Here is a 13,988-nt window from a genome sequence, read left to right as displayed (position 1 = left end):
AAAAACGACGCCTAACCTCCGAAGAAGTTAAGCGTCGTAATTGGTTTAATTAGATATACTGTAACTCGCGGTCCTTGCTGTAAGCAGCGTCGATAATGGCACTACCAAGGCACTCCTGACCATCGTAGAACACAACGGCCTGACCGGGTGTGATTGCCCGAACAGGATCGTCAAATTCAACTGTGACCTTCTGCCCATCATCTGATAGGTGAACAGTGACACCAGTATCGGTCTGACGGTAACGGAACTTCGCTGTACAGTGGAAGTCCTGACCACGATCAATGGTGTTGACCCAGTGAATATCAGAGGCATCCAGATGCGTGGCATAGAGATGCTCGTTATGGTACCCCTTACCAACGTACAAGATGTTCTTCTTCAGGTCCTTACCAATAACGAACCAAGGCTCGTTATCCACACCATCACCGCCGATACCAAGACCGCGACGCTGACCGATGGTGTAGTACATCAGCCCAGCATGCTGGCCCTTCTCTTCACCATCAACGGTCATCATCTTACCTGGTGTCGCTGGCAGATACTGGCCTAAGAACCCCTTGAAGTTCTTCTCACCAATGAAGCAGATCCCAACGGAATCCTTCTTATCAGCGGTTGCCAAACCGGCATCCTTTGCAATCTGACGCACCTCTGGCTTTGTAATGTCACCAATTGGGAACATCACGCGGTCAAGCTGCTCAGTTGATAACTGACTCAGGAAATAGGTCTGATCCTTGTTGGTATCTACGGAACGCATCAGATGCATGTGACCGTCTGCATCGCGGTTTAACTGTGCGTAATGCCCAGTTGCAATGTAGTCGGCCCCGAGGTCTAGTGCGTAGTCCAAGAAAGCCTTGAACTTGATCTCCTTGTTACAGATAACGTCCGGGTTAGGTGTCCGCCCCTTCTTATACTCATCCAAGAAGTACGTGAACACACGGTCCCAGTACTCCTTTTCAAAGTTAACGGAATAGTATGGAATACCAATTTTGGCAGCCACCTTTGCCACGTCTTTGTAATCTTCTGTGGCGGTGCAGACCCCGTTGTCATCAGTGTCGTCCCAGTTCTTCATGAACACACCAATGACGTCGTATCCCTGCTGCTTTAACCGCAGCGCGACAACGGAGGAATCTACCCCACCGCTCATGCCGACAACCACACGTGTTTGGCTGTTGTCTTGCATAAAATCACCATCACTTCTGTTAAGATTCTGGAGAATCCACGAGTTGAAGGTCGTAAAAATCCAGTAATTTTAAGTGTACGCGCTGGTATGGGGCATTGCAAGTAATTTAGCTTAGAGTGTGGAAGAAGGGCGGTTAAAGGGTGGAGCCTAGTGGACTTTGACGATATAAGCCCGGGCTTGGCTTATATCGTCGAAGTCCACTAGGTGCAACCCTTTGCCCTTCTGGAACATGTTTCGGCTACGTTGTCAGAAAACGGTTTACCTCTGGCAGAAATCCCTGCCTTTGGGATTTTTGCCAGAGTCCCTTATATGGCCGCCTCTTGCCCTTCTGGAACACGTTTCGGCTACGTTGCCAGAGTGTAGAACAACCCCTGTTAGAACACAAAGAGTTCATCAAATATTAGGCATCCAGTCCGTTGCATTCCGCAATTTGGCACGGAGCTGTTGTGGCTCGCGATGAAGCTAATTTGATTTCTGCTACGCAGCTCTCAAATGGATCTCCATCGTCTCGCACATCAGTAACCGACCCAAAAACGGTCGCTAACTGATGTCGACACCACAGCTCCGTGCCAAATTGCTGCATTCCACTCACGTTGAGCAAATTTTATCCTCTGGTCAAGTATCACAATAGTTTTAAACCTGGTTTGTGGATAATCCGCCCTCGACTGCCTCTAAGATTCTCTACGGCAATGCATCGTGCAACGGTCAAGTGAGTCCTAATGAATAGCCAGAATTCCTCACACCATATCAGCATTCTCAATGATAATAACGAGAACCGTATTGTAGTGAAATTGTCAGACATGACGAGCTGTAGTATCGGAGTTCATTAGCGGCCAACCTTAATCGATTACGCATAGGAAAAGCATCAGACATTCACCAATTTCGGAGTAAACACGCTTCTGTCATAGCGCCAAAAGCTAGTCGAATCCAAACACAAACAATATGATACTTTGCTGTCACATAAAAAATTGCGTCAGAATTCCTCCTCAATCTTAACTAATCTGTTGAAATAATTATCTCGAAGTCTAAAGAAATTTTGCTCAGTATCCCTTTATTGGCATACAAAAAGCGCTCAAAACGCAGAGATAATTCCCCACGTTCTGAGCACTTTCACAACTTACTAGTCCGCAACCGTCTCAAACACATCGCGTTCAACAAACGATTCCATCAAATAGTGGAACTGCTCTGCGAATTCATCCGCCCGGTCCATTTTGAACAAGTTGACTTCCCGCGTGCCTTTGAAGCCACGGCAGCCATTTTAAAGCCGTCCAGCGTGCTGTTGATCATCACTTTCAATTCAATACTTGGATTGAATGGTGACTTAGGATCCAACGACCGTTTCAGACTAAAATTACCGACCTTCGTTTCCTGAAAGCCGAGGTCTTTCAATGTGTATTTTTTAACGTTACTGCTAATTGTATAGGCGGTACTATCGCCCTGAAGCGTTACCGTTTTATTAAATGCCATTATTGATGCACCTCATTTCTGGTCTTTAACCGCGTCACAATTTTCGAAACGGCACTGATCAGTGCCTGAATGTCGTCCTCAGTTGTGTACCGGCCAAAACTGATTCGGATGGATTCGGAAATGCGTGGTGAATCCGCCCCAAACATGGCGGTCAGAACGTGTGATGGTTCGATTGACCCGGCCGTACATGCTGAGCCGCCTGAAACGGCAATCCCCGCCAGATCCAGGTTGGTCTGCATCACATAGGTCGACACACCCTTGATCCAGATGTTCATCACGTGCTGCAAATTTGTTTCAGCCATCGACCCGTTGAGCGCAAAGTCCACGCCGGCGTTCGTCAGACCATCAATAATTTCTTGTTTGAACTGGTGATACTTTTCTTGCCGGTGTGCCTTTTCGTCAGGGGTAATCGTTTGAACCGCTGCTGCAAAGCCCGCAATACTTGGGATGTTTTCAGTCCCAGCACGCCGCTTTTCCTCCTGGTCGCCGCCCTTCATGAAGCTCGGAAAGTTGATGCCAGTCTTACGGTACAAGAACCCAGTTCCCTTAGGACCATTAATTTTGTGGGCAGACGTTGACAGCATGTCGATATGATCACGCTTCACATCAATGTCTAACAACCCATAGGCTTGAACGGCATCCGTATGGAACCAGGCTTGGTGGTCCTTTAAGATGTCGCCGATTTCGTGAATCGGCATGTGTGAGCCGACCTCATTATTCCCCGTCATGATGGTGACCAAAATCGTATCATCACGCAGCGCAGCCTTAAAATCGTCCAGACTGATCTGCCCCGTTTCATCAACTGGTAAATAAGTGACCTCAAACCCACGCTTTTCGAGAAAATGCAGTGGCTTTAACACCGCCTCGTGCTCGATGGCCGTGGTGATAATGTGCTTACCTAACCCTTCGCGGGCAACTGCCGTTTGCATGATTGCGGTGTTATCTGACTCAGATCCACCGCTGGTAAAAATAATTTCGTCATCGTCCGCATTTAAGCTCTGCGCGATGATGTGGCGCGCATTTTCCAACAGGGTGTGGGCTTCGCGGCCCAACCCGTACAACGTTGAAGCGTTGCCGTACATATTGGCTAACTTGTCAGTCATTTCAGCGAGGACCTCTTTTGAAATCGGTGTTGTCGCTGCGTTATCCAAATAAATTTCCTTCACTGCAATTCCCTCCGTCTTATTCTGCTGCTAGTAAGGCTAATAACATCTTGGCTGAGCGCTTGCCAGCCTCGATAATGAAATCGTCAAAACTAACGCCGGCGTTGTCGTCGCCAACGTCTGACATGGCCCGAACGACCACGTATGGTGTGTGGAACTGGTTAGCCACTTGACCCACGGCAGCGCTTCCATTTCACTGGAGAGTGCGTCTGGAAAATGGCTTAAGATGGCATCTGTCGCCGCCTTGCTGGCAATGAATTGGTCGCCAGAGACGATGAGCCCTGCTTAACCGTTAACCCAGTTGATTGGGCTGCTGAAGCAAGCTTTCCCAACCATTTTTCATCCGCATCAAACCGGGCTGGCTGTTGCGGTAACTGGCCGTATTCATACCCAAATACTTGGGCATCAACGTCGTGGTAAGCCGTTTGCGTCGATAACACAACGTCGCCAACTTTCAACCCGTCACCAATGCCGCCTGCAGAACCAGAGTTGATCACAACGTCAACGTGGAACCGGCTGATCAGCAAGGCAGTGGTTAACCCAGCTTCTACTTTACCAATCCCTGAACGGACTAAAACAACGTCCTGGCCGCTGATTCTGCCTGGTAAAAATCAATACCGGAAATATCGGTCGTAAACCCGTCCTGAAGTGCTTCTTTTAACGTTGCGATCTCTTCGTCCATCGCGCATAAAATACCAACTGTCACTGTCGTTCTTCCCTTCTATAAACCCTAAAATTCAACAAATCTCAACACTAAAAAAACGATAATGATGCCTAAACTCAATCCAGCGATTGCCCAATTTAAACGATGCTTGAGCCGCTGAATCTTTTCTTCATCAAAATTAGCCGTCTGAGCAGCCTGTTCAGGATCACCTTCTGGGTGTTGCTTCGCGTAACGTTTTTCCGCTTGAACCCGTTTACGATCCCGTTTTAAAAATGCATCCTGCTCAGCTTGCTGTTGCTTGCGGTAGGCAGACCGACTTAGGGGCTGCTCTTCTTGTGGTTCTTGAACCTGTTCGTCAGAATTGCGACTTGCCATTGCGGTCACCCCCTCAATCTTGTGCTTGCTTCAGTTGCATTAATTCAAAGTACCAAACGGCCATGGTCGTTTTGGCGTCTTCGATCTCACCCGTGGCCATCAGCGCCTTCAATTCATCCAGCGAATAGGCCTTTACATTCAAATCTTCACCTGGATCACGTGGCAATTCATCAGCAACCGGTTTGAGGTCTTTGGCCACGTATAAGGTCATGTACTCGTCAGAAAAGCCAACTGATGAATAAAAGCCAGTCACCTTCTTTAACTGAGTGCCTGCAACCGAATTTCCTCATTCAATTCCCGGTTGACGGCGTGCAGTGCATCCCCGTTATCCCGATCATCCAACTTACCTGCCGGAATTTCCAACGTCGGTTTGGCGATTGGTGACCGCCACTGTTTAACCAATATCACCTTGTTGTCATCCGTAATGGCTAGCACCGCAACAGCCCCGGCATGCCGAACAATTTCTCGGTAGGACTGGTGGCCGTCCGGCAGTTCAACGGTTTCTCTTTCAACGTTAATGATTGCGCCATCGTAAATCTTCTCGGTACTGATAACCCGTTCTTCCATCTTCATCGTCACTCGCTCCCCATTCTTCTTCAGTCATGTCATCGTCGTGACTTGTCATGACCCAGTTTACCAGAATCAGAGCCAGACGCAATTGTTCCCCTATTCTTTAGGGGTTTCTTCAGAAGTTTGAGCGCTTGCCTCATCTTGCTGTGATACCGGCCGGACGCGTGCCGCCTGCGGTCCTTTTTGCCCCTCAACGATCACAAATTCAACTTCTTGACCCGGCTGCAAACTCTTATAGCCCGCCATTTCAATGCCGGTATAGTGCACAAAGACATTTTCACCGGTTTCAGACTTAATAAAGCCAAACCCATTTTGTTCATTGTACCGATCTACTGTACCTTTGATCATGTGTTTCACCACCTATTCAGACAAAAAAGGATTCAAAACAACAGCTGTTTCGAACCCTCTTTCGATTAATTTCAGTCACCCTTATCAGGTGCGAAAGTCCACATTTTTTAGCTACTAATAGTGTACCAGTTTCGTCAAGTGACTGGCGACTAATTCGCCCTTTTAAATGTGTTTTTTATGTTGTGATTAGTCTTCGGCCTTAAAATCGTCGAATTCAACACCCTTGGTTTCAGGGAAGTTTTCACGAACAATTTTGGCACAACGCGCACAGAAGTGTGGGTAATCTGGATCGACCCCAACATCTTGAGTCGTCATCCGGCAACGGTCACAAACCTCACCGGCAGCGTGGGAAACTTTGGTGGCAACGCCATCGTCAAAGTTTTCAGCATCAGCAGGCGCATCAGCAATCGCGTGCACTTCAAGGTCTGAGACCATTAAGACCTGGCGCACATCAGCACCAAGGGCGTCAATGATAGCCTTGTTCCGGTCGTCAACGTAGAGGTCCAAACGGGCTTCCAGTGACTTCCCGATGAGTTTTGCATCCCGCGCTTCTTCCAACGCTTTCAACACATCACTCCGCAGTTCCATGAACCCTTCCCAGGTCTTAAGAACAGCGTCTTCGTTGTCAAAGTGTTGTGGGGTTGGCATTTCAGCTAACTGCACGTAGTCTTCTGGTTCCTTTAAGAAGGGCCAGATTTCCTCAGTCGTATGTGGCAAGATTGGCGTCAACAACTTGGTCAAGCCGACCGTCATTTCATACAAAACAGTTTGCATTGAGCGACGCGTATGACTGTCTTCTGGGTCGATGTACAAGATATCCTTGGCAAAGTCCAGGTAGAAGGCAGACAGTTCAGAAATGAAGAAGTTCATGATCTGCTTGTAGATGTCCAAGAAGTCGTAAGAATCGTACTTCGCCTTCAAGTCAGCAACAAGGTGGTTGTACTTGATCAGCATGTACTGGTCTGCGGGTTCTAAGTCATCGTAAGCTAACGCATTCGTCTTTGGATCAAAGTCGCTTGTGTTAGCAAGCATGTAACGGACGGTGTTTCGAATCTTCTTGTAGGCGTCAGACGTCTTCGTGAAGGCTTCCATTGAAACCCGCACGTCAGCACTTGAATCCACTGAAGAGACCCACAACCGAACGATTTCAGCACCCATTTGCTTAATCACTTCTGCAGGCGCAATCGTGTTGCCAAGTGACTTACTCATCTTATGGCCCTGACCATCAAGGGTGAACCCTTGTGACAAGACTTGTTTGTAAGGTGCCTTACCAGAAACGGCAACGCTGGTGATCAAACTGGAGTTGAACCAGCCACGGTACTGGTCAGACCCTTCCAGATACATATCAGCTGGGTAGCTGAGTTCTGGCCGCGTCTCCAAAACGCCTTGGTGAGATGAACCAGAGTCGAACCAAACATCCATGATGTCAGTTTCTTTGGTGAACTTGCCGTTTGGTGAATGTTCTGACCTAAACCCATCTGGTAACAGGTTCTTTGCGTCACGATCAAACCAAACGTTCGACCCGTACTTTTCAAACAGTTGCGCAACGTGTTCGATCGTTTCTTCGGTAATGATGGCTTCACCATCTTCACCGTAGAAGATCGGCAGCGGCACACCCCAAACACGTTGTCGTGAGATGACCCAGTCGCCACGGTCACGAATCATGTTTGAGAGCCGCTTCTTGCCCCAATCGGGGAAGAATTCAACGTCTTGAATGGCGTCTAAGATCTCATCGCGGATTTTATCCACAGATGCGAACCACTGCGGTGTTGCCCGGAAGATAACTGGCTTCTTAGTCCGCCAATCAAATGGGTAACTGTGTTCGTAAGGCATGTAGTCCAGTAACAGGCCAGCATCCTTTAACTTGTCCAGTGAGATTTGGTTGGCGTCATCGTAGAAAACACCTTCAAAATCGGGACCAGCTTCGGCTGTCATGTATCCCTTATCATCAACGGGAACAAGGATCGGCAGGTCATATTTTTGACCCACGTAGAAGTCATCTTCCCCAAAACCAGGGGCAGTATGGACCAAACCAGTCCCAGCATCAGTCGTGACAAAGTCGCCCATCATCGTGACCAGTTTACGGTCTTCATAGAATGGGTGTTGGCAAAGGACACGGTCAAGTTCTTGCCCCTTAACGACCTTCAACGTTTTCACGTTCTTCCAGCCAAACTTCTCGGCACAATCATCGAGGAGTTCAGTGGCAACAACGAACTTCCGGTCTTCACCTTCAGGCTGAACAACCGAATAGTCAAAGGTGGCATCCAAGGTGATCCCTTCAGATGCTGGAATGGTCCACGGTGTGGTTGTCCAAACAACGAGGTAAGTGGTCCCATTTTCCAGAACGCCCTTGCCGTCAACGACTTGTTCACCGTAAAAGGCAGATGGTGACGTCACGTCATGGTATTCAACTTCGGCTTCCGCCATGGCTGATTCTGATGACCATGACCAAAAGACGGGCTTCTTGCCACGGAAGATCAAGCCGCGCTTTGCGAACGCCCCAAAGGTCCGAACTTCTTGTGCTTCAAATTCAGGCTTCAATGTCAGATATGGGTTATCCCAATCACCGGCAACACCTAACCGTTTGAATTCTTCACGCTGACGATCAACTTGTTCCAGCGCATACTTACGACAGAGTTCACGGAACTCAGTCGTAGACATCTTTTTACGGTCGTAACCCTGTTGTGTCAATTTCTGTTCAATTGGCAGTCCGTGGGTATCCCAACCAGGAACGTATGGTGCCCGGAAGCCGTTCATGGACTTGTAACGGACGATAAAGTCCTTTGAAATCTTGTTTAACGCGTGGCCCATGTGAATGTCGCCGTTCGCGTATGGTGGGCCATCATGTAAAATAAATGTTGGCTTGCCTTCGTTTAATTTTTTTCTTAATTGATAGACGCCGTTGTCTTCCCAAGCCTTTTGTCGTTCGACTTCTTTGACTGGCAAGTTGCCGCGCATCTTGAACTTGGTTTTTCCCAAGTTCAGCGTATCTTTAACCCGCATTAGTCCCTCCTTGAATTATCGCATGGCAACAAAAAAGACCTCATCCAAGGGACGAGATCTTCGTGGTACCACCCAATTTTTAGAATTTAACATTCTTCTTACATGACGATAACGGGTCGAACCGGCTTGGCTTACTACTTCAGCCAAACAGCTAGAAGATGATCCGTCAGACAACAGGGACCGCCGAACTTTCACCAGTTTTCGGCTCGCTTATATGTATCTTATCTGACTTGCTGTTCTTCATGTGCGGTATTCATTTACGCAAATCACTACGCCTTTTGATCATCATCTGGGAAGATGACCACCGTTTCGGTCCGCGTATCGTGCTTCGGATCAACCGGTTGGTCAGCATCGTAAATCTGATCGGACTCATCATCTGCTTGTGAGTCTGAGTCTACGCCATCATCAGCGTCATTGTCAAGACTGTTCTCAGAAATGGCTTTTTTAATGTCTTCGTAAGAAGAAGACCCATCATCCTTCAATAACTCATTCCAGTTATCTGACTTGATCTCTTCTAACTGTGATTCCAACATGACTTGCAGGCGTTGGCGGAAGACCCGGGTACTCTTCTTCAGATCATCCGTCTCAACGGCTAACTGCTTGGCACGATTGGACGCTTCTTCAAGTAACTGGTTGGCCTTATCGGTAGCCTCACTCACAACGTCATTGGCTTGCTTTTGGGCCTCACGATTAATGATGTCGCTTCCTTTTGGGAATTTGCCCGCACCTTATCGGCAGCCTCCTGCGCAACAATGATGGACTGGTTCAATGAATCCTTCAAATCATTGAAGTACTTGAGTTTTTCGTCGCTGGCAGCCAGCTGATCCGTTAAACTCTTATTTTGATCAAGGGTGATCTGATAGTCCTTAATAATTTGTTCCAGAAAATCATTGACCTCATCAATGTTGTAACCACGTAACTTTGTCGAAAATTCTTTATTATGAATGTCCAGTGGGCTTAGTACCATAAGTGTTCCTCCCCGTTTACTTGTGTAATACTGACAACGTGACGCGCAGCTTATCACGCTTTGTGACACCATCAACACTGTTTAATCTAACTCGGCCAAACCCGCGAACGGAAATAATATCCTGGTGTGCCAACTGATAGTCGGGACGCTCAAACTCATTCCAGTTCAGTTGAATTTTGCCAGCCTCGATCAGTTGTTTGGCATGGTGTCGAGATAGATGAAAGGCTGTAGCAACAACGTTATCGACTCGCGCCGAGGACAACGTAGTGGTTTCATACTCCCACGCCGTTAACGGCACAATGTGCGCCGACAATTCCATTGGCAGCAACCGAACCTTGATTTTCCCCATTCGGGTGACCTGGTCGCTAATATAGCTCGCCATTTCACCCGTGGTGTACACCTGCCAGCGCGTGCCGTCAGTGATGATATCACCAAGCACGTCCCGGTCGATACCAGCCGCCAGCATGGATCCCAAGATCTGGCCATGGTGCAACTCCGTGAACTTAACCGGATAGTCAATTTCAAACAAGTTCACATCAAAGTCCGAGTCACTTGTTTCAAAATAGTCCGGATAGATCAAGCCACGCTGCATTTCCGCACCCGGATAACCGCCATTTTGCCGCAGTTTAACATCCGTTTCACGGTTCACCAATGTCTCTAAGATATACTGCTGACGCGGGTTCAAAAAGTGGGTCAAAATCGGCCGATATTCATCATTGGCCTGTTGAATCCAACCTGTGGCACTTTCAATAAAGGCGGCTTCCTCCTTACGAAAGTGCTGTGCGATGTTGTCAGCCAATTCAAACTCCTCCTACAAAACCAAATAGATGTGACAACTCAACTCACGAACTGTAAAAGAAGTTGGGCAACATACTGTAACCCGTAATTGACAACTTGCAACACGATCAAGGCAACGATCGGTGCAAAACCAATCATCAATGTGCGCAAAGTTAAACCAACGTTGAAAAGGCTCCACAATTCGTGCCAGGAATTGGCCAAATGCCGTTTGGTAGGCTCCTGGAAACCAGCTTAGTAGTGCGTAGATCACAATTGCCCAGCTATAAAGCTCGATTAAGTGTGACAACACCCAATAAATCATACTAATTGCTTGGACCAAAGACTCACTCCTTAATTGAGCTTATCGTTTAAATTTGCTGAGATGTCGCCCTTGATTTCGAAATTACGCGGCGTGCACAGAAAAATCTGATCACCGACCCGCTCAATGTCGCCCTCAATAGCAAATACCGTCCCAGTCAAAAAATCAATAATGCGCCGTGCTTGTCCCTTTTCAATGCGGCCGAGGTTCACAATGACCGCCTGATCTTTGATAAGCCGGCTTGCGATTTCTTGGACATCAGAGTATAGGCGCGGTTCAAACAAGGCAATCTTGTTCATTGACGGTCGCGGCGCATTAATTGAAACGACCTTGCCGCCATTACGCCGCGGTGCCGGTGTTTCAACAGGTTGCTGATTACTGGTTTCGCGGTCATCCGGTTGCTGGTAATCAGTCGTCTCATCGTAATCGTCGTCAATGCCAAAAAAGCGGCTCATACTAAATTTTCCCATTCTCTTACGCTCCTTTCGCAAACTCGGTTAGCGTAACTTAGTCTTGCTTCCGGCGATGCTTAAAGAACGGCGGGGTGTCTAAGCCCGAATCATCACCGTTTTGGTTATCAAGGTCATCGCTGTTAAAAACGCTGAAATCAGGCTTTGAAACGCCGTCAAATTCGCTTGCGTCTTGTCGATGACTGACCATGTGGTCGTTGTTAGACTGCGTGTTACCGTTGTCTAACCGATCAGAATCTAATTGTGTGTTGTTTTGTGTTGATTGGCTGTCTGACTGGTTATCAGTGCCTAAGTGACGGGCACTGCGCGTTGCTGGCCGACCGCCCTTGTTGCGTTGGTCGATCCCAGTTGCGATCACAGTCACGCGAACTTCATCACCAAGGTTTTCGTCAATTGACGTCCCGAAGATAATGTTCACGTCACTCGTTGCAGCTGAAGAAACGATCTCAGAAGCTGCTTGGGCTTCAAACAGAGACAAGTCTGGGCCACCAGTGATGTTTAACAGCACTTGTTCAGCGCCATCAATTGAAACTTCAAGCAGTGGTGACGAAATAGCTTTCTTAGTGGCATCTTCCGTCCGGTTTTCGCCGTTTGCTGAACCGATCCCCATCAAGGCAGAGCCTGATCCTGCATCACTGTCTTCACATCAGCAAAGTCCAAGTTAACGTAACCAGGACTGGTGATCAGGTCTGAGATTCCTTGAACACCCTGACGCAACACATTGTCAGCTTCTTGGAAGGCTTCCATCATTGGCGTCTTCTTGTCAACGATCTCCAACAGACGGTTGTTCGCAATCACGATCAGTGTATCGACGTTTTCTTTCATTTGGGCAACGCTTCAGCAGCAAATCGGCCACGCTTAGGCCCTTCAAACGTAAATGGCCGGGTAACGACCCCAACCGTTAAGGCACCCTGTTCCTTGGCTAATTTTGCCACGATCGGTGCGGCACCGTTACCAGTACCGCCGCCCATGCCGGCTGTCACGAAGACCATGTCGCACCCGCTAAAGCTTCGCCGATCTGTTCTTCACTTTCCTGAGCAGCCTTTGACCCGATCTCAGGATTCGAACCTGCGCCTAACCCGCGAGTTAGTTTCGGTCCTAATTGAATCTTAGTTTCAGCTTTTGAAGCTTCAAGTGCCTGCACATCCGTGTTGGCCACGATAAATTCAACGCCCTTAACGTCTTCTTCGATCATTCGGTTGACGGCGTTACCGCCACCGCCACCGACGCGATAACTTTAATGTTGGCACTATGGTTCTGTGTCGAGTCTAACGAAAATTCCATTTGAAATCCCTCCAGTGGTTCGAATTAGTCAAAGAAGTCGCTAAAGAATTTTTTGAATCCTTGACTGCGCTTTTTAGTTGTCTGCTTATTGCGTTTTTCAGTTGTAGCAGTCGCCTGCTGAGGTGCAGCTTGCGACTGTGAGGTCGTTGCTGGTGCCGGCTTTTTTGCAACCTGTGAGGCTAACTGTTGGTTGCCAGCAAGCGCTGATTGCACAAGCAGATCCACCTCATTGAGCTGACCGCGATAGTTGACCAGCGAAAGTGCCTGGGTAAATGACGGGTGTCGTAAGCCCATTTGGTCGGGAATTGAGACCCGGACTGGTACATCGTCAAAGTCGGCCTTCAACAGGTCGACAATGCCGGGTAACGCTGCCACCCCACCGGTCACCACGATACCGCCTGGCAGAGATAACGCGTTCGTCGCCGCTAACTGACCCTTAAGTTTATCAAAGATCTGCGATAACCGTGCTTCAATGATCTCAGCCAGGTACTGTTCCGTGATTTCCGTTGGTCTGGACTGACCCACAACATCAACTGGGAACTGGTTGTCCTCAGCCGCGCGAGTTGCATCCGCATACCCGTAATTGCGTTTCAGCTTTTCCGCATTTTCAATCGACGTGTTCAACACCACGGAAATATCCTTGGTGATGTAGTCGCCGCCTTCAGGATCCACTTCGGCATACTTTAATCTGTGATCATGGATGACAGCTGCGGTCGTTTGACCGCCGCCCAGATCCAGTAAGATCGTTCCGAAATCCTGTTCACCATCGCTTAAAATACTGAGCCCCTGTGCAATTGGACTCACAACCGCTAACTGCGGGTTTAAGCCGGCTTGCTCAACTGCCTTTTTCGTATTATGTACGATCGTCTTGGGACCCGTAAATAACATCCCGTGCATCTCTAATCGAACACCAACCATGGAACGCGGATCCTTAATGCCATCAAAACCGTCCACGACAAACTCATCTGGGACCAAATTAATGATCTCTCGTTCTGGTGGTAAATTTTGAATGATTGCCGCAGATGCGACATCACGGACATCCTGATCCGTAATTTCCCGAGCCTGGTCGCCAATGGCCACCATCCCGTTTACCGGTTCGATCTTCAACATGTTGGCAGAAATGCCCACCACCACGTCATGAATCTCAATACTGGCTTTCTCCTCCGCAGATTTAACTGCATTCTTGATTGCCTCACTTGCCTTATCAATATCAACAATGACCCCACGACTGAGTCCGGATGAACGTTCATTTCCTACCCCTAAAACATTCAATTGACCGTCCAAATACTCAGCCACGATAACTTTGATTGAGGTCGTCCCTATATCAAGTCCCACGTACATACCTGAAGTATCCATCATGCAGGAGCCTCCCTTAATTCCGACATATTCATTCATTACCTAAATCGT

Annotated in this window: 9 protein-coding genes and 5 pseudogenes; all 14 read right to left on the bottom strand. The window is 48.2% G+C overall.

Annotation, left to right across the window (positions count from 1 at the left end; translation table 11 throughout):
• Positions 1-49 precede the first annotated feature (49 nt).
• On the bottom strand, positions 50-1,174 hold the full coding sequence (mnmA, locus tag JCM11969_RS11490; protein WP_054711380.1) for a tRNA 2-thiouridine(34) synthase MnmA: 1,125 nt from the start codon (positions 1,172-1,174) through the stop codon (positions 50-52).
• A 1,120-nt stretch (positions 1,175-2,294) separates the two neighbouring features.
• Positions 2,295-2,641, bottom strand: a pseudogene (locus JCM11969_RS11485) (DUF1831 domain-containing protein).
• Positions 2,641-3,807 (bottom strand): cysteine desulfurase family protein, encoded by a 1,167-nt coding sequence (locus JCM11969_RS11480; RefSeq protein WP_054711378.1) that lies wholly within the window; start codon positions 3,805-3,807, stop codon positions 2,641-2,643. The pseudogene JCM11969_RS11485 and the gene JCM11969_RS11480 overlap by 1 nt, the downstream one beginning before the upstream one ends.
• Before the next feature lie 16 nt (positions 3,808-3,823).
• Positions 3,824-4,510 (bottom strand): annotated as a pseudogene (locus tag JCM11969_RS11475) (5'-methylthioadenosine/adenosylhomocysteine nucleosidase).
• Between the two features lie 24 nt (positions 4,511-4,534).
• Complete coding sequence (locus JCM11969_RS11470; RefSeq protein WP_054711376.1) at positions 4,535-4,843, bottom strand: hypothetical protein; 309 nt, start codon at positions 4,841-4,843, stop codon at positions 4,535-4,537.
• Between the two features lie 13 nt (positions 4,844-4,856).
• A pseudogene (locus JCM11969_RS11465) lies at positions 4,857-5,416 on the bottom strand (NUDIX hydrolase).
• Between the two features lie 93 nt (positions 5,417-5,509).
• The gene (locus tag JCM11969_RS11460) at positions 5,510-5,761 is read right to left on the bottom strand and encodes a cold-shock protein (protein ID WP_054711374.1); all 252 of its coding nucleotides are present in this window, start codon (positions 5,759-5,761) and stop codon (positions 5,510-5,512) included.
• A 186-nt stretch (positions 5,762-5,947) separates the two neighbouring features.
• Positions 5,948-8,764 carry an isoleucine--tRNA ligase gene (gene ileS / locus JCM11969_RS11455; protein WP_054711372.1) on the bottom strand — a complete coding sequence of 939 codons (2,817 nt, stop codon included), beginning with the start codon at positions 8,762-8,764 and terminating at the stop codon, positions 5,948-5,950.
• Positions 8,765-9,033: 269 nt separating this feature from the next.
• Positions 9,034-9,731 (bottom strand): annotated as a pseudogene (locus tag JCM11969_RS11450) (DivIVA domain-containing protein).
• A gap of 16 nt (positions 9,732-9,747) precedes the next feature.
• Positions 9,748-10,530, bottom strand: coding sequence for a YlmH family RNA-binding protein (locus tag JCM11969_RS11445; protein ID WP_054711370.1), 783 nt, complete (start codon positions 10,528-10,530; stop codon positions 9,748-9,750).
• 12 nt (positions 10,531-10,542) lie between these two features.
• Entirely contained in the window at positions 10,543-10,830 is a 288-nt protein-coding gene (locus JCM11969_RS17180) for a YggT family protein (protein ID WP_439709747.1), read from the bottom strand.
• A 29-nt stretch (positions 10,831-10,859) separates the two neighbouring features.
• Entirely contained in the window at positions 10,860-11,297 is a 438-nt protein-coding gene (locus tag JCM11969_RS11440) for a cell division protein SepF (protein ID WP_054711368.1), read from the bottom strand.
• A gap of 37 nt (positions 11,298-11,334) precedes the next feature.
• Positions 11,335-12,581 (bottom strand): annotated as a pseudogene (ftsZ, locus tag JCM11969_RS11435) (cell division protein FtsZ).
• 24 nt (positions 12,582-12,605) lie between these two features.
• On the bottom strand, positions 12,606-13,937 hold the full coding sequence (gene ftsA, locus JCM11969_RS11430) for a cell division protein FtsA (protein ID WP_054711384.1): 1,332 nt from the start codon (positions 13,935-13,937) through the stop codon (positions 12,606-12,608).
• Between the last annotated feature and the right edge of the window lie 51 nt (positions 13,938-13,988).

It is taken from the genome of Secundilactobacillus paracollinoides DSM 15502 = JCM 11969 (assembly GCF_001311135.1).
In the GTDB taxonomy this organism is placed as follows: domain Bacteria; phylum Bacillota; class Bacilli; order Lactobacillales; family Lactobacillaceae; genus Secundilactobacillus; species Secundilactobacillus paracollinoides.
Note: the sequence above shows the minus strand (reverse complement) of the source record. Positions and strands in the feature narration are given on the sequence as shown.